Raw genomic sequence first — 19963 nt, forward strand, 5'->3', positions numbered from 1 at the left:
GGCATCCCGACAATGCGGAACATCCCTGTCATACGCTATCTTCAACAGACAATTGCGAGCGTAGCGAAGCAATCCAGGGATGCTTCAACCGCTGGATTGCTTCGTCGCTACGCTCCTCGCAATGACGACGGTGATATGTTTCAAGCCCGCTCGAACACCGCCGCCAGGCCCTGGCCACCACCGATACACATCGTCTCCAGCCCATAACGCCCACCGCGACGACGCAGTTCATGGACGAGATTGGCGAGGATGCGGCCGCCGGTGGCGCCGATCGGATGGCCGAGCGAAATGCCCGATCCGTTGACGTTGAGCCGATCGCGCCAAGAACCATTGGCATCCCAGCCCCAGCCCTTGAGCACCGCCAGCACCTGCGGTGCGAACGCTTCGTTGAGTTCGACCAGATCGATATCGTCCCAGCTCAAGCCGGTGCGCGCGAACAGACGGGCGACGGCAGGCACCGGGCCAATGCCCATGCGCGATGGTTCGCAGCCGGCGGCGGCCCAACTATGGAACCAGGCAAGCGGCTCCAGCCCCAGTTCGGCCAGCTTGTCCTCGGCGACGACGAGGCAGGCAGCGGCGGCATCGTTCTGCTGGCTGGCATTCCCGGCCGTCACCACGCCACCCTTTTCGATCGCGCGGAGCGCGCCCAGCGATTCCAGCGTCGCGTCGGGGCGGAAGCCTTCGTCCTTTTGGAAAATCACGGGATCGCCCTTGCGCTGCGGCACGGCGACGGGAACGAGTTCTTCGGCAAAGCGATTCTCGGCCCAGGCGGCGGTGGCGCGTTGGTGGCTCATCACCGCATATTCGTCGCACGCCTCGCGGCTGATGCCGTAATCCTTGGCGAGATTCTCCGCGGTCTCGATCATGCCGCTGATCACGCCGAAGCGTTCGATCGGCTGCGACATCAGCCGCCCCCGCGTCAGGCGATCATGCATCGTCGAGGAACCCGATCGCGCACCCTTGCGCATGTCGGTCGAGTAATATTCGACATTGCTCATGCTCTCGACGCCGCCGGCGATGACGACATCCGCCGCGCCGGTCTGCACCATCATCGCGGCGTCGATCACCGCCTGAAGCCCGCTGCCGCAGCGGCGGTCGAGCTGATAGCCAGGCACTTCGATCGGCAGCCCGGCAGCCAGTGCGGCCCAACGGCCGACCGCCGGCGCCTCGCCATTGCCATAGCCCTGCGCGAAAACGACGTCGTCGATCCGCATCGGGTCGATGCCCGTACGCTCGACCAGCGCCTTGATGATCACCGCGCCGAGATCGCCGGCCTGCATGCCCGAAAGCGCGCCCATGAACTTGCCGACGGGCGTGCGGAGCGGCGTGACGATAGCGGCCTTGCGCATGATTATTCCTGTCCTTTTCGTTCGATTAGCCAGCCGCGCGGATCATTTCGCGCGCGATGATGAGCTGCTGAATCTGGGAAGTGCCCTCGTAAAGGCGCAGCACACGCACGTCACGATAGAAGCGCTCAACCTTATATTCGGAAATATAACCCGCGCCGCCGTGGATCTGGACTGCGCGATCGGCGATGCGGCCGACGGTCTCGCTCGCGAGATATTTGAGCGCCGACGCCTCCAGGCTGATCTTCTCGCCCGCATCGAAGCGCGCGGCGGCGCGCTCCATCAACGCCTCGACCGCCAGCGCCTCGGTCTTGCAATCGGCAAGCATCGCCTGGACGAGCTGGAAATCGGCGATGCGCTGGCCGAATTGCTTGCGCTCCATCGCGTAGCGCAGGCTCATCTCGATCAGGCGGTCGCACATGCCCATCGCAACCGCGGCGATATGGATGCGGCCGCGATCGAGCACCTTCATCGCGGTCTTGAAGCCCAGGCCGGGCACGCCGCCGATGATGTTCGCGGCGGGCACGACGACGTCATCGAGAATGACGTCGTACACATGCGCGCCGCGCTGCCCCATCTTCTTGTCGGGCTTGCCCAGGCTGATGCCCGGTGTGTCGGCGGGAACGATGAAGGCGGAGATGCCGCCGGCGCCCTTCACGTCAGGCTCGCTGCGCGCCATCAGGGTGAAGACCGTCGCGCGGCCAGCATTGGTGATATAGCGCTTGGTGCCAGTGATCCGGTAGTTATCGCCGTCGCGGACCGCGACGGTGCGCAACGACGCGGCATCCGATCCGGCATCGGGCTCGGTCAGGCCGAAGCTGGCCACCGCTTCGCCGGTCGCAAGCTTGGGCAGCCATTCGCGCTTCTGCTCCTCGGTACCGTCGATGACGATCCCCTGGCTGCCGATGCCGACCGTGGTGCCGATCACCGAACGGAACACCACCGATGCACGGGTGAGTTCGCGGATCACCGCCGCCTCTTCCGCCATGGTGAGGCCGAGCCCGCCATATTCCTCGGGCACCGACAGGCCGAACAGGCCGAGATCGCGCATCTCCGCAACAATCGCGTCGGGCACGAGATCGTCATGCTCGACCTGATCCTCGGCCGGGATCAGCCGCTGATCGACGAAGCGGCGAACGGTGTCGCGGAGGAGAGCGAAGGTTTCCTGGTCCATATCAATCCCCGTCTAGTCGGCGGTTGCGATCATCGCCGTGGTGCCGTCGCAACGGACGGCGATTATCTCGTTTTCAATTGCACCGGGGCGCAGCAGCACCGGCTGTCCGCAAAAGAGCGGCGCGACCGCGCGAAATTCGAAGCGTGCGGGCGCACGGCCAAGCCGGCGCGCGGCATAAGCATGGAGCCTGGTCGCGGTGAGCGGGCCATGGACGACCAGGGCGGGGTAGCCCTCCTCACCGGTCGCATAAGGCAGATCGTAATGGATGCGGTGGCCGTTGAAGGTGACCGCCGAATAGCGGAACAGATCGACCGGGCCAGGCAGCCAGCGTTCGTCGTCCGGCCCGGCGGCAAGATCCGCATCCTGCACCGCCGCCATCGGCGCGCCCGCATCGCGATAGACGATCGTCTGCCGCTCGGTGAGGCGAATGCTACCTTGCTGGCTCAGCACGCGCTCCAGTTCGATCAACACCAGCTCGCCCGATTTGCCGGAGCGATGCTTCACGTCGCGGATCGTCGCCACCAACTCGGCTTCGACGTCGAGCGTCAAGGGTTGCTCGAAGGCAAAGCTGCCGGCCGCGAACATGCGCCTTGGCAGCGTGACCGGGGGAAGGAATCCGCCACGCTTGGGATGGCCGTCGGGGCCGATGCCGGCGGCGGAAACCATCGGCAGGAAATAGGCCCAATGGCCGAGCGAAGGCTGGCGCGCCTCGATGTCGAGATCGCTACCCGAGGCGGCGGCATAGCGGCGCATGCATTCGCGGTGGAGCGTTTCGACATTGCTTTCGCTGCGCCCGATCCAGCCGCACCATTCCGCGACCTGCGCGTCGTCGAGGCTCATGGCGCCGCACTCGCCACGATACCGCGATCGTGGAGCGCGCCGATGGCGCCGCTGTCGAGACCGAGCAGTGTGGCGAGAACCTCGTCGGTGTGCTGGCCGAGGCGCGGCGCCGGCGACAGGGGGCCGCGCGGCTGCCCCGCGATCGTCCCTGCCGGTCCCGATGCGGGATAGTCGAGCCCGCTGGGATGGCGCATCGTCTGGAAGATCGGGTTGGCGGCGAACAGCCGCCCATCCTGCGTCGCAGCCTCATGCAGCCCCTGATATTTCGACCAAGTGACGCCGCCCGCTTCGAAGGCGGGACCGAGCGTCGCGAGATCGCGCGCGGCGATCGCAGCCTCGAACAGCGGGAACAGGCGGTCGCGATGGGTGAAGCGCGCCGCCTCGTCAGCGGCGAATGCCGTGCCGAGCTCGCTTTCCAGCACCGCGATCGGCGCGGCAAGATCGAGCGCGCGCACCAATCCCTTCCATTGTTTCGGCGTGATCGCGACGATCATGACGCGCGCGCCGTCGGCAGTGACGAAATCGCGGCCGAATGCGCCGAACAGATCATTGCCCATGCGCGGACGATCCCGGCCCGACACCAGCACCTCGGCGACCGACCCCATATGGCTGAGGCTGGATGCGACGAGATCGGACAAGGGCACGCGGATCTCGGCCCCGCCGCGCCCCTCGCGCCGCGCGCGTTCGGCCGCGACCATGGCGAAGGCGGCATAGGCACCGCCGAGCAGATCCCAGGCGGGCAGGACATGATTGACCGGACGGGCATCGTCGACGGGACCGGTCATCATCGGCAGGCCGGCGGCGGCGTTGACGGTATAATCCAGCGCGGGCGCGCCATCGGCCCAGCCCATGACGCGCACGCAGATGATATCGTCGCGCGCCGCCTTGAGCGCCGAATAGGACAGGAATCCTTCGGCCGGATAATTTGTCAGGAACAGGCCGGCATTGTCGCCGGGCGCCGCGGCCAGCGCCACCGCCAGTTCGCGGCCTTCGGTCGAGGACAGATCGATCGCGACCGATTTCTTGCCCTTGTTGAGACCTTCCCAATACAGGCTGGCGCCATTGGGGGCGAGCGGCCAACGCCGGAAATCCGGCCCGCCGCCGATATTGTCGAAACGGATCACCTCCGCGCCCATCTGCGCCAGATGCAGGCCGCAGGACGGACCGGCGATGAATGCCGCGCCTTCGACGACGCGCAGGCCATGGAGGAGATCGTACATCAGCCGAGCTTTACCAGCGTGCGACCGAGATTCGCGCCCGAAAAAAGACCGAAAAAGCCGTCCAGCGCATGATCCACGCCGTCATAGACGGTTTCCGCCTGGGTCAGCTTGCCCGCCTGATACCATGACGTCACCTCGCGCAGCAGCGCCGGTTCCAGATGGAAATAATCGAGTGCGATGAAGCCCTGGAGGCGCAGGCTCTTGACCACGGCCTGCATCAGGTTGCGCGGCGCGGCATTTGGTTCGGTCGCATTATATTGCGAGATCATGCCGCAGAGCGCGAAACGCGCCTTGGGATTGGCGATGGCGAGCGCGGCCTGGAGATGATCGCCGCCGACATTCTCGAAATAGACGTCGATCCCTTCGGGCGCGGCGCGCGCAAGCGCCTTGGTCAGGCTCGGCTCGGCCTTGTAGTCGATCACCTCATCGACGCCGAGCACGTCCTTGAGATACGCGACCTTCTCCGGCCCGCCAGCCGCGCCGATCACCTTATGACCGCGCAGCTTGGCGAACTGGCAGACATTGGAGCCGACGCCGCCCGACGCCGCGGAGACGAACACGACATCGCCCGGCTTGAGCGCCGCCACTTCGAACAACCCCGCATAGGCGGTCAGCCCGGTCATGCCGGCAAAACCGAGATAGGCGCGTTCGGGCAGGATGCTGCAATCGCGCGGTTTGAGCGCACTGGCCGGCGCATTGAACGCCTCGCGCCAGCCCAGCCGCGAAAACACGATATCGCCGGGGGCGAAAGCGGGGTCGTTGGACGCGACCACCGCACCGATCGCCGGCCCTTCCATCGCGGCGTCGAGCACGAAGGGCGGGATATAGGATTTGGCGTCGCTCATCCGGCCGCGCATCGCCGGATCGACCGCCATCCAGTGATTGCGTACCTGGACCTCCCCGGGCCCCGGCGCAGGCAGTTCGACCGATGCGATCTCGAAATCGTCGGGGACGGGCATGCCCACCGGCCGGCTGACCAGCCGGACTTCGCGCGACATGGTCATCTATCGTCTCCTGTCCCGATCACGCGCATTGCGGCTCAATGTCCGGTGAGCGTCGCAAAACGCTCGCGGTGATAGGCGGCGCTGCCATAGCTCATGTCGGCGACACGGGCGTGCTTGTAATAATGACCCGCGTCATGCTCGTCAGTCATGCCGATCCCACCATGAAGCTGGATCATCTCGGCGGAGACGAGGCGAAGCGTCTCTCCCGCCAGTACCTTTGCGATCGATGCCAGCTCGGCAACATCGGGTCCGTCGCGATCGAGCGCGGCCAGCGCCGCCTCGACCGCCGAACGCGTCAGTTCGATTTCGCCGTAAAGCGCCGCCACGCGATGCTGCAGCGCCTGGAAAGTGCCGATGATCTCGCCGAACTGGACGCGCGTGCGCAGATAATCGAGCGTCGTGTCGAACGCCTCCTGCGCGGCACCGAGCATTTCGGCGGCGGCGCCGATGCGCGCGCGATCGAGGATCGCGTCGAGCAGCGCTGCGCCCTTCCCGGCCTCTCCCAGCACGGCGTCCGCGCCTAGCATCACATCGTCGAAATCGATCGCGGCCGCACCGCGCGTCTCGATTTCGACCAGCCCGGTCCGTTCGACGCCATCGGCATCGGCCGCGACCAGGAAAAGCGTGAGGCCATCGCTTTCGCCAGGCGCGCCCGCACTGCGCGCCGCGACGATCAGCAGGTCGGCGGCCATGCCGTGCAGCACCGGCTGCTTGCTGCCGGTCAGCCGCCAGCCGGCACCATCGGCTTGCGCGCGCAGGCCGATGCCCGCCGGATCATGGCGCGCGCCCTCGTCGACGGCGAGCGTCGCGATCGCCGACCCGTCGGCGATGCGCGGCAGCCATTGCGCCTGCTGCGCGGCGGTGCCGCCCAGGCGCAACGCACTCGCGCCGGCCAGCGCGGAGCTCAATAGAGGGGAAGCGACCAATGTCCGCCCAAGCTGTTCGAGCACGAGCCCCAGGCTGGCATAACCGAAATCGGCACCGCCATGCGCTTCGGGCACGATCACGCTCGCCCAGCCCATTTCGGCGATCTCGGCATAGGTTGCGGGATCGAATCCCCGCACCGCCGCGCCATTGCCGCGCAATTTGCGCAAGGCGCTCACCGGCGCGCGCTGGCGCACCCAGGACTGGGCGGCATCGCGGAGCATGATCTGTTCTTCGGTGAGTTCGGACATGTCGGGACCGTTCAGCGTGACGGAAGGCCAAGCACGCGCTTGGCCGTGATGTTGTTCTGGATCTCGAAGCTGCCGCCATAGATCGAGAAGGCGCGGCTATGCAGCCAGGCGCGGGTCGCCTCGAGCTCATCCTCGGCAAAGCCCGGCCCTTCCCAGCCCAGCCCCTGGTTGCCGAGAATATCGACGACGAGTTCGGCGCGTTCCTGCGAAACCGCGGCGCCCAGATTCTTGAGCACCGAGACGGCGGTGCTGACGCCATTCTCCGCCCTGGCCGCCGCCGCCGACCGATTGACATAATGGGTATAGGCACGGTTGCGGATCGCATTGTCGACGATGCGCTGGCGCAGCACGGGGTCGGCGATCCGGCCGCGCTCGTCGACCCCCAGATAGCGCTTGGCGAATTCGGCCAGGCTCGGCGCATCGACACGCCCGGTCGCCAGGCTGTCGCGCTCGAACTGGAGCAGGCGCTTGGCGATCCCCCAGCCCTGGTTGATCCCCCCGACCATATTCTCCTTGGGGACCGCGACGTCGGTGAAGAAGACCTCGCAGAAATGCGTCGATCCGCTGATGAGCTCGATCGGCCGCGCCTCGACGCCCGGCGCATGCATATCGATCAGCAGGAAACTGATCCCGCCCTGCTTGCGACTGGTGTCGGTACGGACCAGCGCAAAACACCAATCGGCATGGTTGGCGCCGGAGGTCCAGATCTTCTGGCCATTGACCAGCCAGTGATCGCCCCTGTCCTCGCAGCGCGTCTGCAGCGAGGCGAGATCGGAGCCGGCGCCGGGCTCGGAAAAACCCTGGCACCAGCGCACTTCGCCACGCGCGATCGGCGGAACGAAACGGCTTTTCTGCTCTTCGGTGCCATATTCGAGCAATGTCGGGCCGAGCATCATCTGGCCATAGGTGCGATTGGGCGGGAAGGCGCCGATCCGCGTCATCTCCTCCGCGATGATCCGGGCCTCGTCCTCCGACAGACCGCCGCCGCCATAATCGACAGGCCAGGTCGGCGCGCCCCAGCCGCGCTCGACCACGCGTTTCAGCCACAGGCCGAAATCGGGATCCGCATCGGCATAGGCGGCGTCGGTCTGATAGGGTTGCGGGCTCTTGAAAGCGAGCGAGCGCGGAAAATTCGCGTCGAGCCAGGCCGCGACCTCCGCGCGAAACATTTCCGTTCCTCCCTGCCCGTTCACGTCCACCCCTCTCCACTTCCCTTCCATCGGCCCGCTTGCATCGCCATCCCATTGGGGACAGCCACCATATCCGGTTCAACCGCCGCAATTCGCGGGCTCTGATCCGACTAAAATTGCATTGCCGTATACTTTTGTGGCACAGTTCGCGCTGCGGAGCAAGGCCGTGTTGGCATGGAGGCGGGAGCAAACTTGCGTGATGGAGCAAGATTTCTATAGTGAGCGGAGGCGCGTGACGGCTGCGCGCCCCGGGATCCCGCAGGACAATAGAGCTTAATGACAATCGAACCGGACCGGGGACTCGTTTATTCCAGCGCGGCCATTCACGAGCGCCGCCGCCGCATCCTCGAAGAGACGCGCAAGATGATCGCCGAGCGGGGGCTTTCGGGCTTCAGCATGGACGAGATCTGCAAGCGCTCCGGCGTCGCGAAGCGCACCCTCTACAATGCGTTCCAGACCAAGGAGCGCATGGTCGCGATCGCGATCCACGAATATTTCGAACGCTTCATCTCGCGCCTGCCCTATACGGGCCCGCAAGGCACGATGAAGCGCAACATCGAGCGGATGGTGTTCGTGATCGAGCGCAACCGCCAGATCCGCAACTATATCAGCGCGATCATGTCGCTCTATTTCGCGCCCAATGCCGATCCCGACATCTGGACGACGATGCATTCGATGGCGGTGAAACCCAATCTGCAATGGATCCAGGCGCTGAAGGCCCGCCGCCAGCTCCAGCCCTGGATCGACGTCGACACGCTGGCCGACGATATCGTGCGCTGCGAATATGCGATCGTGAACGACTGGTGCCAGGGGCGCATCGAGGATGACGGCGTGACGCTCCATCTGGTTTCGAGCGTGCTGACGGTGATGGCGGGCGCAACGCGCGGCATGGCGCGCCGCGAGATCGAACAGGCGCTGCAGGATTATCAGCAATCGGGCCCGCCCGTTTCCGCGCAGCCGGCGATGCGGATCGAGGACGCCGTCGCGCAAGGCTGAACCGGGCGAATCCGCAGGCCAGTGCAAACGGGCTAGAATTTTAACCTGTAATGCAATATTGGAGCGGGACGGCGACGATAACGACCGGAGAGCGAGGCGTGGCGCGATGACGAATTCACACCCATCGGACGGCGCCGTCACGCCGAAACTCCTGGCCGAACGCCGCGATGGCGACGTGGTTCTCGTCACACTCGACCGGCCCGAGGCGAAGAACGCCGTTTCGTTCGAAATGTGGCGCGCCTTTGCCGAATTGCTCGATTCGCTCGACCATGAGACGCCGGCGCGCGCGCTGGTGATCCACGGCGCCGACGGCTTTTTCTCGGTCGGCGGCGACCTGAAGATCCCGCCGGCGCGTGGTGAAGGTGCGCTGGCGCTCGCGACACGGCTCGAATGGGGCCAGCGCGTGATCGCCCGGCTGCGACGGCTGCCGATCCCGGTGATCGCCGCGGTCGAAGGCGGCGCCTATGGCGTGGGCTGGGGCCTGGTTCTGGCCTGCGACATGGTCTTCGCATCGTCGAGTGCGCAGTTCGGCGCGCCGTTCGTCGATTTCGGACTGGTGCCCGATGGCGGATCGGCCTGGTTCCTGACCCGACAGCTCGGCCGGCACCGCGCCGCGGATCTGCTTTTCTCCGGACGAACGGTCGACGCGGCGGAAGCGCTTGCGCTGGGGCTCGTCAGCCGGCTGCACGATCCCGGCACCGTCACCGATGCGGCGCTGACCTTTGCCGCGACGATCGGCAAGGGCAATCGCCACGCCGTCGAACTCACCAAAAGGCTGCTCCAGACCGCCAGCGGCAGCGACCTGGACGCGGCGCATGCGTTGGAACTCGCTTATTGCGCGATCCTGCAGGATGGCGACGAACTGGCACGGGCGCGCGAAGCCTTTGCCAAGCGCCCAAAGGCCTAGCGCGTGGAACTCGACATGCGCAGCCTGCCGCTCGCGGCACGCTACAAGATCCTCAATTCCACGGTGACGCCACGCCCGATCGCCTGGATCACATCATTGTCGGAAAGCGGCGTGCTCAACGCGGCGCCCTACAGCTTCTTCAACGCGGTCGGCGACGATCCGCCGATGCTGGTGCACGGGCTGCTCAAGCATCATGTCCATAAGGGCCTGAAGAACACGGCGTCGAACATCGTCGCTACGCACGAATATGTCGTCAATCTGGTGTGCGAGGACGATGCCGAACGCATGGTGCTGACCAGCGTCGATGCGCCCGACGAGGTCAGCGAGATCGACTATGCCGGGATCGAGACAGTGCCGTCGACCGCGGTAAAACCGCCACGGATCGCGAGCAGCCCGGTCAGCTTCGAATGCCGCCTGGTGCAGGTGATCGACTTTCCGCGGCAATCGGTGGTGCTGGGCGAGATACTGGTGACGCACATCAAGGACGAATTCGTGCTCGATCCCGTCAAACTCTATCTCGACACGCCGGCGATGAAGCTGATCGGACGCACGCACGGCAGCGGCTGGTATGTCCGCAATTCGGACCGGATGCAGATCGACCGGCTGGATTATGATCCGGATTGGATGGCAGGGCGCTGAGCCTGCCCGCTCATCCTCCTTTCCGTTCGCTTCGAGCGAAGATTCGAGCTTGTCGAGAACCGTAGTCGAGAAGGGTTCAGTGCTGGGCTTCTCGACGCTGCTCGAAGCGAACGGGAAAGTGAGCAAGCATCAACCCCGCCAGTGCGGCAGCGGCAAGCCCGGCGTGTCCACCCGCAGTTTCCACAATTTCCCGTTGCGCATCGACGCGATGTAAAGCTCGCGCAGGTCCGGGCCACCAAAGGCGAGGCCGGTCGGCATCTGGATCTTCGCCGATCCGGCATCGACGATCACGTCGATCACTTGCCCCCGGGGGGTGATCGCGACGATGCGGTTGGCGAAGGGAATGGTCGCCCAGAGATTGCCCGCAGCGTCGAAGGCGATGCCGTCGGGATGGCCGAGCCGGACGCGCTCGGCGGGCGGCATCGCAACGATCGTGCTGGCCTGGAGATTGTCGGGCGCCTCGCCGAGTTGCGGGCCCCAGATGACGGGATCGCCATAGCCCCCGTCGCGGCCGCGGGTGAGCCGGACGATATTGCCGGCCGCGGTCTGCGCGACGTAAAGATGGCTGAAATCGGCATCGAAGCAGCAGCCATTGGCGCCGCGAATACCCTCATGCACCATCTCCACCCGGCCCGCCGGATCGACGCGATAGACGAAGCCCGCCGGGTTGGTCGTGCCGATATTGGTGGGATCGGACCAGGTCGAATGGGTGCAATAGACCGATCCGTCCTGGCCGAGCGCCGGGCCGTTCGAGGCGACGAGGGGGCGTCCGCCAATCTCCGCGGCGATGGTCTCGATCGCGCCGCTCTCCAGATCCAGCCGCTGGAGCGTGCCGGGCAAATTCTTGAGCAGCCCGAAATTGGCGATGATCATCCGCCCCTGACGATCGAGCGCGATGCCATTGGCAGCCGGCGCGACACCGATCGGGCGCCTTGCACCGCCCGGCGCGATCTCGATCACCGCGGCGGCGGCGGAAGAAACATAAGCGCGGCCGTCCCGCGCCAGCGCGACGCTTTCGGGGCGTTCGATCCCGTCGGCCACCAGTTCCAGCGCCTCCAGCGACATCGGTCGCGGCGATACGCCGCCAGCAAAGTCGGAACGCGAGCACGCAGCGAGCGTGGCCGTCGCCAGCAGCGAGCCGAGCATCGTCCGGCGCGGAATCGGTGGCATCATGGCGTGGAGAATCCCTTGCCCGCTGCCACCAGCCGTTCGAGCAGCGGCGCGGGTCGGAATTCCTCGCCATGTTCGGCATGGAGGGCGCGGAGCCGGTCGAGGATCTTTGGCAACCCCTCCAGTTCCGCCCAGAACATCGGCCCGCCGCGATAGGCGGGCCAGCCATAGCCGGTGATCCAGACGGCATCGATGTCGGACGCGCGTGCCGCGATGCCCTCGTCGAGGATCTTCGCGCCTTCATTGACCATCGAATAGAGACAGCGTTCGACGATCTCCTGGTCGGAGACCGAACGACGGACAATGCCCTGCCGTGCCGCGAAATCGAGGATCACTGTCTCGGCCACGGGGGACGGCGTGCCCTTGCGCGCCGCGTCATAATCATAATAGCCGGCGTCGGTCTTCTGGCCGCGCCGGCCCATTTCGTTGAGAATTTCGCGCACGGTAGACGACGAAGACGTCTCGGGATTCCAGCCCACATCCATGCCCGCCATGTCGCGCATCTGGAACGGCCCCATCGGGAAACCGAAATCGTGGAGCACACGATCGACGTCCCAGGGCAAGGCGCCTTCCAGGATCAGCTTTTCCGCCTCGCGCTGGCGCTGCGCGAGCATGCGATTCCCGACGAAACCGAAGCAATTGCCGACGACCACGCCGACCTTGCCGATGCGTTTAGCGACCTGCATCGCCGTCGCGATCGCATCGGCACTGGTCTCGCGGCCGCGCACGATCTCGAGCAAACGCATGACGTTCGCCGGCGAGAAGAAATGCAGGCCAATGACGTCGGCGGGGCGCGCCGTCGCGGCCGCGATTTCATCGAGATCGAGATAGGAGGTGTTCGACGCAAGGATCGCCCCCGGCTTCGCAATCGCATCGAGCCGCGCGAACAGCGCGGTCTTGATGTCCATCTGTTCGAACACCGCCTCGATGATCAGGTCGCAATCGGCGAGGTCGGCCAGGTCGAGCGACGGTGTGAGCAAGGCCATGCGACCCGCGACATCTTCGGGCTTCAGCTTTCCCTTGCTCGCGCTGACATCATAGTTGCGGCGGATCACCCCAAGGCCGCGATCGAGTGCGTCCTGCGCGGTCTCGACGATCGTCACCGGCAGGCCGGCATTGAGGAAATTCATCGCGATGCCGCCGCCCATCGTGCCCGCGCCGATCACGCCGACCCTGGCGACCGCCCGCACCGGCGTATCGGCATCGATGCCCGGCACCTTGGCGGCCTGGCGTTCGGCGAAGAAGACGTGCCGCTGCGCGGCGGATTGCGAACCGGCAAGCAGCCCCTCGAACAAACGGCGTTCCTCGCGCTTGCCGGCATCGAAATCCATGGAGACGGCCGCCTCGATGCAGCGGATGATCGCCTCGGGCGCATCGAAGCCGCGAAACTTGCGGGCATTGGCCTTGCGGAACGTGGCGAAGACTTCGGGATCGGCTTCGAGCGGAAGATCGCGGATCCGCCGCAACGGCCGCGCTTCGGCGACGACGGTCCTGGCCAATGCGATCGCGCCCGCGCGTAATCCGCCTTCATCGGCGAGCGCGTCGATCAGGCCGGTGTCGTGCGCCTCCCGCGCGGGAACCTGCCGGCCGCTGGTGATGATCTCCAGCGCCGCCTCGACGCCGACGATGCGCGGCAATCGCTGCGTACCGCCCGCACCCGGCAGCAGGCCGAGCTTCACTTCGGGCAAGCCGAGTTTGGCCGACGGCACAGCGATGCGATAATGTGCGACCAACGCCAGTTCGAGCCCGCCGCCCAATGCCGTGCCGTGGAGTGCCGCGATCACCGGCTTCGACGCCGCTTCGACGACAGACTGCAACTCGACGAGAGTCGGGCTGACCGGCGGCTTGCCGAATTCGGTGATGTCGGCGCCGGCGAAGAAAGTGCGGCCTTCACAGATCAGCACAATCGCGGTCACGTCCGGATCCGCGACCGCGCGCTCGACACCGTCGCGGATGCCCGTCCGGACCTTTGCCGAAAGCGCGTTGACCGGCGGGGAAGCGATCGTGACGACGGCAATGCCGTCCTCGAGCGCGTAATCGGTCACATCGTTCAACGTCATCTGATTCCCTCTGATGCTCCGGTGGGGGCCGCTTGCGACGACGCCTTGCCGCTGATCGCGGCACGCGCCTCGCTGCGGATGAAATGGCGCATGGTGTCGAGATCGGCCGGCGAGAATTCGGCGAATTTCGGCATGCCGTTGGGAACGAGCGCGCCCTCACTGACAACCGCGGCGAAGCTCCCGGCGTCGAGCGGCACTGGTGAGCTACGCAGATCGGGTGCCGCGCCGCCGGCCTTGAGGCCCGCGCCGTGGCACAGGCCGCAATGCGCGCCGACGAGCGCGCGGCCGCGCTCGACCTTGGCCGGATCGAGCTTGAAAGCGGGATCGTCCTGGAACGGCAGGCGTGTCATGTCGGCAGCGGGCAGTTTCGCCTTGCCGTTCAGCGCGAAGGTCAGCACGCGGCGCTTCTGCTGGCGATAGTCCCAGCCGAGCCCCGGCCCCATTTCGGTGCTGGCCCGCCAGCTGGCGATCACGCTCACATATTGGACGCCGTCGACCTCATAGCTGATCGGATGGGCGAGGATGCCGTTCTGTGCATCGAACGACCAGATCTTCCGGCCGGTCTTCGCATCGTAGGCCGCGAACTCACCCTTCACATTGCCCTGGAAGACGAGGTTGCCGGCTGTCGCCATCGTCCCGCCATTCTTGAAACCGGGCAGCGGGATCGACCAGGCTGGCTTCTGCTTCACCGGATCCCAGGCGAGCAGCGTGTTCGTGTTTCCAGGTTCAACCTTGCTGCCCGGCGGCGGCGCACCGACGCCGGTGTTGATCACCTGGCCCGGCGCGAATGTCCACTGGCTGAGATCGCCCGGCGGATCGGCATAGATTCGCCCCTGTTCGATCGCGTTGATATAGACGAGGCCGGTGTTCGGGCTGAACGCCATCGCCTCCACGCTGTGCGCGCCGACCGGCGAGGGGAAGACGGTGAAAGGCTTGCCGCCCGGATAGCGCGCCGCCGGATTTTCGACGGGACGGCCGGTCTTGATATCGATGCGGTCGGCCCAGGTGACGTTTTTCACGAACTTCTCGGCCGAGAGCAGCTTTCCGCTCTCGCGGTCGATGACGTAGAAAAAGCCGTTCTTGGGCGCGTGGAGAATCACCGGCCGCGTCTTGCCGTCGATAGGCAGGTCCGCCAGCGTGATGTCCATTGCGGCGTTGTAATCCCAGGTCTCGCCGGGATTGATCTGATAATGCCAGACATATTTTCCGGTGTCGGCGTCGAGCGCGACGATCGAGCAGACGAACAGATTGTCGCCGCCGCCGGGGCTGCGGATCTTCTGGTTCCACGGCGCGCCGTTGCCCGTGCCGATATAGATACGGTTGAACTTGGGATCGAAAGTGATCGCGTTCCAGGCGGTGCCGCCGCCGCCATATTTCCACCATTGGCCCGTCCAGGTCTTGGCGGCCATCGCCTGGGTCTCGTCCTCGAACCCCTTCGCCGGATCGCCGGGCACTGTGTAGAAACGCCAGAGCTGCTTGCCGGTCTTGACGTCATATGCCGTCACATAGCCGCGCACCGGGGCAAAATCGCCGCCGCCATGGCCGATGATGACCTTGCCGTTGAAAAAGGTCGGCGGGCCGGAGATGTAGCGGCCGTCATTGGCCTCGATCGTCATCGCCGACCAGAGCGGCTTGCCGGTCTTCGCATCGAGCGCGATCAGCCGGCCATCGACGGTGCCCGTGTAGATCCGGCCGTCGCCATAGGCGATGCCGCGAATGCCCCAGGCCGAGCGCAGCTTCTCGCCAGCCTTTTGCGGCGCCTCGGGATCGTAACGCCACAGCTCCGTGCCGCTTTTCGCGTCGAGCGCATGGACGATGCTGTGGCCGGCCGCGAAATAGAAGACGCCATCGACCGCGATCGGCGCGGTCTGCGCGCTCGGCATCACGTCGATGTCGTGAAACCAGGCAAGGCCGAGCTGGCCGATATTCTCCGCGTTGATCTGCGTCAGCGGGCTGAAATGGCGCTCGGTATGATCGCCGCCATAGCCGGGCCAGTTCTTGCCGTCGCCGCCATCGTCAGCGGAATATCCACTGCATGCCGCGATCAGCAACAGGCCGCACAGGGCCGCCAATCCACGCAGACCCATCGCCTTCATCCTCCTATCGTCCGGCCGGTCGGCCAGAAACGCTGCTTGAGCGCGCGCTTGTTGACCTTGCCCATCGCGTTGCGGCCGATATCGTCGACGAATTCGTAGGAACGCGGGCATTTATAACCGGCGATCCGTTCGCGGCAGAAGGCGTTGAGCGCCTCCGGCGTCGGCGGTGATGCGGGGTCGGCGGCAATGACGAGCGCCTTGGCTTCCTCCCCCATTTCCGCATTGGGCGCGCCGATCACCGCGACGTCGGCGACGCCGGGATGCTGGAGCAGCACATGCTCGGCTTCGGCCGGATAGATATTGACCCCGCCCGAGACGATCATGTCGGAGATGCGATCGGTGATGAAGACATAGCCTTCATCGTCGACATAACCCATCTCGCCGAGGGTGAAGACGCCGGGGGAGACATGCGCCGCCGCCGTCTTCTCCGCATCATTGTGATAGACGATGCCGCGCCCGGTGGTGTCGCGGAAGAAGAGCTGGCCGACTTCGCCGGTGCCGAGCTCGCTGCCGTCCTCGCCCAGGATCACCGCCTCGAAGGGCGGAACCGCCTTGCCGACCGAACCCGGTTTCCGCAGCCATTCGGGCGAGGTGATCATCGTCGTGGTGCCGGATTCGGTGCCGCCATAGGCCTCGACCAGGACCGGCCCGAACCAGTCGATCATGCGCTGCTTCACGTCGCGCGGGCAGGCCGCGCCGGTATGCGCCAGCCGCTTCATCGACGAGAGGTCGTAACGCGCGCGGATATCGTCGGGCAGCGACAGTAGCCGCTGGAAATGCGTCGGCACCATCACGCAGCCGGCGATGGCTTCGCGTTCGATCGTCGCGAGCACGGTCTGGGGATCGAAATGCTCGACCGTCACCAGCGGCGTGCCGCCGATCACCGCGCGGACCGAAGTGAGCGGGCCGGTATGGTATAGCGGCCCCACCGCCATCGACGGACCATCGGGCAGCGCGGCGGCGCGCGCGCGCATGATTTGCGCATAGTCCGCGATGGTCTCGGCCGGCGGAAAATAGCTTGGCGGCGTGTCGGTGCCCTTGGGCTTGCCCGTGGTGCCCGAGGTATAGTGGAGATGCGGTGCGGGCGTCATGTCGCTTGGCGGCTCGGCATCGGACGCCGCGGCCAGCCAGTCATCCCAGCCCATCACGCCTTCACGCGATGGAGACCGCCAGGCGATCACCGTCGAGACCCCCGCCTCGCGCGCGGCCTCGATCGCCTTGTCGAGCGTTTCGGGGCCACAGAACAGCGCGCTCGCCTGAGAGTCGGAGAGGATATAGGCAAGCTCGCCTGCGGTCAGATGGAAGCTTGCGGGCACGGTCGAGATGCCGCCGAGCAGGCCCGCGACATAAGCGATCACGGGTTCGGCGGCGTTGGGCGCGAACACCGCGACGCGGCGTACGCGATCGAAGGGCAGCGCCAGCATCGCATTGACCGCGCGGTTCATCACCGCATCCAGTTCCGCCCAGTTCAGGCGCATCCGCTCGTCGGCAAGGGCGAGCCGGTCGCGCCGTTCGGCGCTCATGTCATGGATCAACAGCGACATCAGCCCCGGCCCTCCGCGCGTTCGATTGCCGGCCTGAGATAAAGCAGCGCCATCCGCATCGTCAGGAACGCGATTCCGTAGCAGCCGACGACGACGATCATCATCGACGTGCCGATCCGCGCATCCGACGCGAAGACGAAGGTGGTCAGCGCGCCGACCAGCGCCGGACCGGCGCCCAGGCCGAGCATGGTGAAACAGAACAGAAAGCCCGCGATCAGCTTGCCGCGCACCCGATTGGGCGCAAGCAGCGAAACCACCGACGATGCGTAGACCATGAACGGCACGGTCGCGAACTGCACGACGCAATAACAGGCCAGGAAGATATAGGGGCTGCCGGTGATGAACAGCATCACAGCGGCAGGCGCGATGACGAGCAGCAGCCAGGAATAGACGCGCAGATGCGCATCCTTCATCCCCCGCTTGGCGAAGAAATGATCGACCACCGCGCCCGTGACGACCAAAGATGCACCGCCGATCAGGTTCAATATGCTGACTGGAAAGCCATATTGCAGCGGCGTCCAGCCGAAGGCGCGCGTCAGATAGGTCGGCACCCAGTTGGTGAGCGTGTAGCCGCAGATCGCGAGCGACGAGAAGCTGAGCAGCATCAGCACCATCAATGCCCGGTGGGTGCGGAGGAATTCGCCGAGCAGCGCCCAGTCGGACTGGGCCGCCATCTGCGCGGCGGTCGTCGGATTGCGGCGGGCGGGTTCGCGGAAGGTGAAGAGTAGCAGCGCAAGAATGAAACCGGGCAGGCCGACCATCGCGAAGACGATCTGCCAGGGTTCGGCATAGCCGAGCAAAGGCAGGTTGGTGCCGTGCAGGGTCGCGGCATAGGCGATGGCGATGCCGCCGAGCGCGAAGGCGGCGGCGGATCCGGCCTTGCCCCCCATCTGGAAAGTCGAGGTCGCGAGCGTCAGCCGCTCGCGCGGAAACTCGTCGGCAAGCAGCGAATAGGCGGCGGGCAACAAGGCCGCTTCACCGATGCCGACACAGATCCGTGCGATCAGCAGATGGGCAAAGCTGTCCGCCATGCCCGATGCGACCGTCGCCGTCGCCCAGAGCAGCACGCCGCCCAGGATGATCCAGCGCCGGGTGAAGCGATCGACCGCCCAGCCGAGCGGCAGGCCGAATATCGAATAGGCGATGGCAAAAGCGGTTCCGGTGAGCAGCCCGATCTGGAAGTCGCTGACGCCCAGATCGGCCTTGATCGGGATCACCAGCATGCTGATGATCAGCCGGTCGAGCCAGGAGAAGACGTAGAGCGTGAACAGCACCGCGACCATCCACCAGCTGCGGAAGGGCACAGCGATGTTCGGGGCTGTCGCGGTCGGTTGCTCGGTCGCCATCAACTCTCTCCTCCCCCGCCCGCTCAGCGCAACGGCCGGCTCGAATATTCGGCGACCTTCATCTTGCCGAGCTGCGCCATGTGCACTTCCTCGGGTCCGTCGGTCAGGCGCACGAAACGATTGACCAGGAAGAGCTGGGCGATCGGCGTGTCGCCGCTGACCCCCATCGCGCCATGCGCCTGGAGCGCGCGATCACCCACGGTCTGCGCCATGGTCGGCGCGACGATCTTGATCGCGGCGATCAGATCCTTGGCGACCTTGTTGCCATAGCGGTCCATCGCGTCTGCAGCCTTCAACGTCAGCAGCCGCGCCTGTTCGATCTCGCAGAAGGAACGCGCGATATCCTGGCGGATGCTGCTCTGTTCGGAGAGCTTGCGGCCGAATGCGACGCGGCTTTCGACACGATGCGCCATATATTCGAGCATGCGCTGCGCCTGTCCGATCGAGCGCATGCAATGATGGATGCGGCCGGGCCCAAGCCGGCCCTGCGCGATCTCGAAACCGCGGCCTTCGCCGAGCAACAGATTCTCCCTGGGCACGCGGACGTCGTTGAAGCGCAGTTCGGCATGGCCGCCCGGCGAATGAACGGTGCCGAACACGCTCAAGGGGCGCACCACTTCGATGCCCGGCGTGTCGCGCGGGATCAGGATCTGCGAGAAACGCTGGTGGCGTGGCGCGTCGTCCGAGGTCTTGCCGAGCAGGATCAGGATCCCGCAGCGCGGATCGAGCGCGCCCGAAATCCACCATTTGCGGCCGTTGATCACATAATCGTCGCCATCGGCGCGGATCGTGGTCTCGATATTGGTCGCATCGGACGACGCCACCTGCGGCTCGGTCATGACATAGGCGGAGCGGATCTCGCCGGCGAGCAACGGCTTCAACCAACGTTCCTGCTGTTCGGGCGTGCCGTATTTCGCCAGCACTTCCATATTGCCGGTGTCGGGCGCGTTGCAGTTGAAGAATTCCGACGCCCAGCTCACCCGGCCCATCGCCTCGGCCAGCGGCGCATATTCGAGATTGGTGAGGCCGGGGCTCCATGCGCCATATTCGTGCGGCAGGAACAGGTTCCACAGCCCCGCCTCGCGCGCCTTGGCCTTGATCGCATCGGTGCCCGGCCAGACCTTCCAGAGATTATTCTGGTCGTGGATGAACGCGCTGCGCTCCGCCTCGATCGGATAGACATGTTCGTCCATGAAGCTCTCGACCTGGGCGAGCAGCGCCTTCACCTTGTCCGAATATTCGAAATTCATCTGCGG

General features: G+C 65.6%; 16 protein-coding genes. 3 read left to right on the forward strand and 13 right to left on the reverse strand.

All coding sequences use genetic code 11. The annotated features are described in order from the left end of the window. Positions 1-140: 140 nt before the first annotated feature. The 7 genes from AC3WN8_RS28405 to AC3WN8_RS28435 are packed head-to-tail and all read right to left on the reverse strand — an operon-like array spanning position 141 to position 7928. Complete coding sequence (locus tag AC3WN8_RS28405) at positions 141-1349, reverse strand: acetyl-CoA C-acetyltransferase (protein WP_492672885.1); 1209 nt, start codon at positions 1347-1349, stop codon at positions 141-143. A 25-nt stretch (positions 1350-1374) separates the two neighbouring features. Then, complete coding sequence (locus tag AC3WN8_RS28410) at positions 1375-2520, reverse strand: acyl-CoA dehydrogenase family protein (RefSeq protein ID WP_492672886.1); 1146 nt, start codon at positions 2518-2520, stop codon at positions 1375-1377. Positions 2521-2532: 12 nt separating this feature from the next. Beyond that, positions 2533-3360, reverse strand: coding sequence for an HTD2 family dehydratase (locus tag AC3WN8_RS28415; RefSeq protein WP_492672887.1), 828 nt, complete (start codon positions 3358-3360; stop codon positions 2533-2535). Then, entirely contained in the window at positions 3357-4580 is a 1224-nt protein-coding gene (locus tag AC3WN8_RS28420) for a CoA transferase (RefSeq protein WP_492672888.1), read from the reverse strand. The genes AC3WN8_RS28415 and AC3WN8_RS28420 overlap by 4 nt, the downstream gene beginning before the upstream one ends. Beyond that, on the reverse strand, positions 4580-5584 hold the full coding sequence (locus AC3WN8_RS28425) for an NADP-dependent oxidoreductase (protein WP_492672889.1): 1005 nt from the start codon (positions 5582-5584) through the stop codon (positions 4580-4582). Before AC3WN8_RS28425 ends, AC3WN8_RS28420 begins: the two co-directional genes overlap by 1 nt. A gap of 35 nt (positions 5585-5619) precedes the next feature. Continuing rightward, complete coding sequence (locus AC3WN8_RS28430; protein ID WP_492672890.1) at positions 5620-6759, reverse strand: acyl-CoA dehydrogenase family protein; 1140 nt, start codon at positions 6757-6759, stop codon at positions 5620-5622. Positions 6760-6770: 11 nt separating this feature from the next. Then, positions 6771-7928, reverse strand: a complete 1158-nt coding sequence (locus AC3WN8_RS28435) for an acyl-CoA dehydrogenase family protein (RefSeq protein ID WP_492672891.1) — start codon at positions 7926-7928, stop codon at positions 6771-6773. Positions 7929-8225: 297 nt separating this feature from the next. Between AC3WN8_RS28435 and AC3WN8_RS28440 the strand changes: the two genes are divergently transcribed. From AC3WN8_RS28440 to AC3WN8_RS28450, 3 genes are all read left to right on the forward strand, one after another. Continuing rightward, the gene (locus tag AC3WN8_RS28440; RefSeq protein WP_492672892.1) at positions 8226-8945 is read left to right on the forward strand and encodes a TetR/AcrR family transcriptional regulator; all 720 of its coding nucleotides are present in this window, start codon (positions 8226-8228) and stop codon (positions 8943-8945) included. Positions 8946-9051: 106 nt separating this feature from the next. Then, positions 9052-9852 carry an enoyl-CoA hydratase/isomerase family protein gene (locus AC3WN8_RS28445; RefSeq protein ID WP_492672893.1) on the forward strand — a complete coding sequence of 267 codons (801 nt, stop codon included), beginning with the start codon at positions 9052-9054 and terminating at the stop codon, positions 9850-9852. A gap of 15 nt (positions 9853-9867) precedes the next feature. Then, positions 9868-10491 carry a flavin reductase family protein gene (locus AC3WN8_RS28450; RefSeq protein ID WP_492672894.1) on the forward strand — a complete coding sequence of 208 codons (624 nt, stop codon included), beginning with the start codon at positions 9868-9870 and terminating at the stop codon, positions 10489-10491. Between the two features lie 129 nt (positions 10492-10620). Here the strand turns inward: AC3WN8_RS28450 and AC3WN8_RS28455 are convergent, their stop codons facing one another. The 6 genes from AC3WN8_RS28455 to AC3WN8_RS28480 are packed head-to-tail and all read right to left on the reverse strand — an operon-like array spanning position 10621 to position 19957. Further along, the gene (locus AC3WN8_RS28455) at positions 10621-11664 is read right to left on the reverse strand and encodes an SMP-30/gluconolactonase/LRE family protein (RefSeq protein ID WP_492672895.1); all 1044 of its coding nucleotides are present in this window, start codon (positions 11662-11664) and stop codon (positions 10621-10623) included. Then, the gene (locus tag AC3WN8_RS28460; RefSeq protein ID WP_492672896.1) at positions 11661-13721 is read right to left on the reverse strand and encodes a 3-hydroxyacyl-CoA dehydrogenase NAD-binding domain-containing protein; all 2061 of its coding nucleotides are present in this window, start codon (positions 13719-13721) and stop codon (positions 11661-11663) included. Before AC3WN8_RS28460 ends, AC3WN8_RS28455 begins: the two co-directional genes overlap by 4 nt. Beyond that, a complete protein-coding gene (locus tag AC3WN8_RS28465) occupies positions 13718-15817 on the reverse strand; it encodes a PQQ-dependent dehydrogenase, methanol/ethanol family (protein WP_492672897.1) in 2100 nt (699 codons plus the stop codon). The genes AC3WN8_RS28460 and AC3WN8_RS28465 overlap by 4 nt, the downstream gene beginning before the upstream one ends. Continuing rightward, on the reverse strand, positions 15814-17361 hold the full coding sequence (locus AC3WN8_RS28470; RefSeq protein ID WP_492672898.1) for an AMP-binding protein: 1548 nt from the start codon (positions 17359-17361) through the stop codon (positions 15814-15816). Before AC3WN8_RS28470 ends, AC3WN8_RS28465 begins: the two co-directional genes overlap by 4 nt. Beyond that, positions 17361-18707 (reverse strand): MFS transporter, encoded by a 1347-nt coding sequence (locus tag AC3WN8_RS28475; protein ID WP_492672899.1) that lies wholly within the window; start codon positions 18705-18707, stop codon positions 17361-17363. Before AC3WN8_RS28475 ends, AC3WN8_RS28470 begins: the two co-directional genes overlap by 1 nt. 23 nt (positions 18708-18730) lie before the next feature. Further along, complete coding sequence (locus tag AC3WN8_RS28480) at positions 18731-19957, reverse strand: acyl-CoA dehydrogenase family protein (RefSeq protein WP_492672900.1); 1227 nt, start codon at positions 19955-19957, stop codon at positions 18731-18733. Between the last annotated feature and the right edge of the window lie 6 nt (positions 19958-19963).

The sequence above is a fragment of the Sphingobium sp. FW305-3-2-15-F-TSA7 genome (genome assembly GCF_058787155.1).

Coding starts and splice junctions, on each gene's coding strand:
- AC3WN8_RS28405 (WP_492672885.1), bottom strand. CDS start 1,349: ATGCGCAAGGCCGCTATCGTCACGCCGCTCCGCACGCCCGTCGGCAAG.
- AC3WN8_RS28410 (WP_492672886.1), bottom strand. CDS start 2,520: ATGGACCAGGAAACCTTCGCTCTCCTCCGCGACACCGTTCGCCGCTTC.
- AC3WN8_RS28415 (WP_492672887.1), bottom strand. CDS start 3,360: ATGAGCCTCGACGACGCGCAGGTCGCGGAATGGTGCGGCTGGATCGGG.
- AC3WN8_RS28420 (WP_492672888.1), bottom strand. CDS start 4,580: ATGTACGATCTCCTCCATGGCCTGCGCGTCGTCGAAGGCGCGGCATTC.
- AC3WN8_RS28425 (WP_492672889.1), bottom strand. CDS start 5,584: ATGACCATGTCGCGCGAAGTCCGGCTGGTCAGCCGGCCGGTGGGCATG.
- AC3WN8_RS28430 (WP_492672890.1), bottom strand. CDS start 6,759: ATGTCCGAACTCACCGAAGAACAGATCATGCTCCGCGATGCCGCCCAG.
- AC3WN8_RS28435 (WP_492672891.1), bottom strand. CDS start 7,928: ATGTTTCGCGCGGAGGTCGCGGCCTGGCTCGACGCGAATTTTCCGCGC.
- AC3WN8_RS28440 (WP_492672892.1), top strand. CDS start 8,226: ATGACAATCGAACCGGACCGGGGACTCGTTTATTCCAGCGCGGCCATT.
- AC3WN8_RS28445 (WP_492672893.1), top strand. CDS start 9,052: ATGACGAATTCACACCCATCGGACGGCGCCGTCACGCCGAAACTCCTG.
- AC3WN8_RS28450 (WP_492672894.1), top strand. CDS start 9,868: ATGCGCAGCCTGCCGCTCGCGGCACGCTACAAGATCCTCAATTCCACG.
- AC3WN8_RS28455 (WP_492672895.1), bottom strand. CDS start 11,664: ATGATGCCACCGATTCCGCGCCGGACGATGCTCGGCTCGCTGCTGGCG.
- AC3WN8_RS28460 (WP_492672896.1), bottom strand. CDS start 13,721: ATGACGTTGAACGATGTGACCGATTACGCGCTCGAGGACGGCATTGCC.
- AC3WN8_RS28465 (WP_492672897.1), bottom strand. CDS start 15,817: ATGAAGGCGATGGGTCTGCGTGGATTGGCGGCCCTGTGCGGCCTGTTG.
- AC3WN8_RS28470 (WP_492672898.1), bottom strand. CDS start 17,361: ATGTCGCTGTTGATCCATGACATGAGCGCCGAACGGCGCGACCGGCTC.
- AC3WN8_RS28475 (WP_492672899.1), bottom strand. CDS start 18,707: ATGGCGACCGAGCAACCGACCGCGACAGCCCCGAACATCGCTGTGCCC.
- AC3WN8_RS28480 (WP_492672900.1), bottom strand. CDS start 19,957: ATGAATTTCGAATATTCGGACAAGGTGAAGGCGCTGCTCGCCCAGGTC.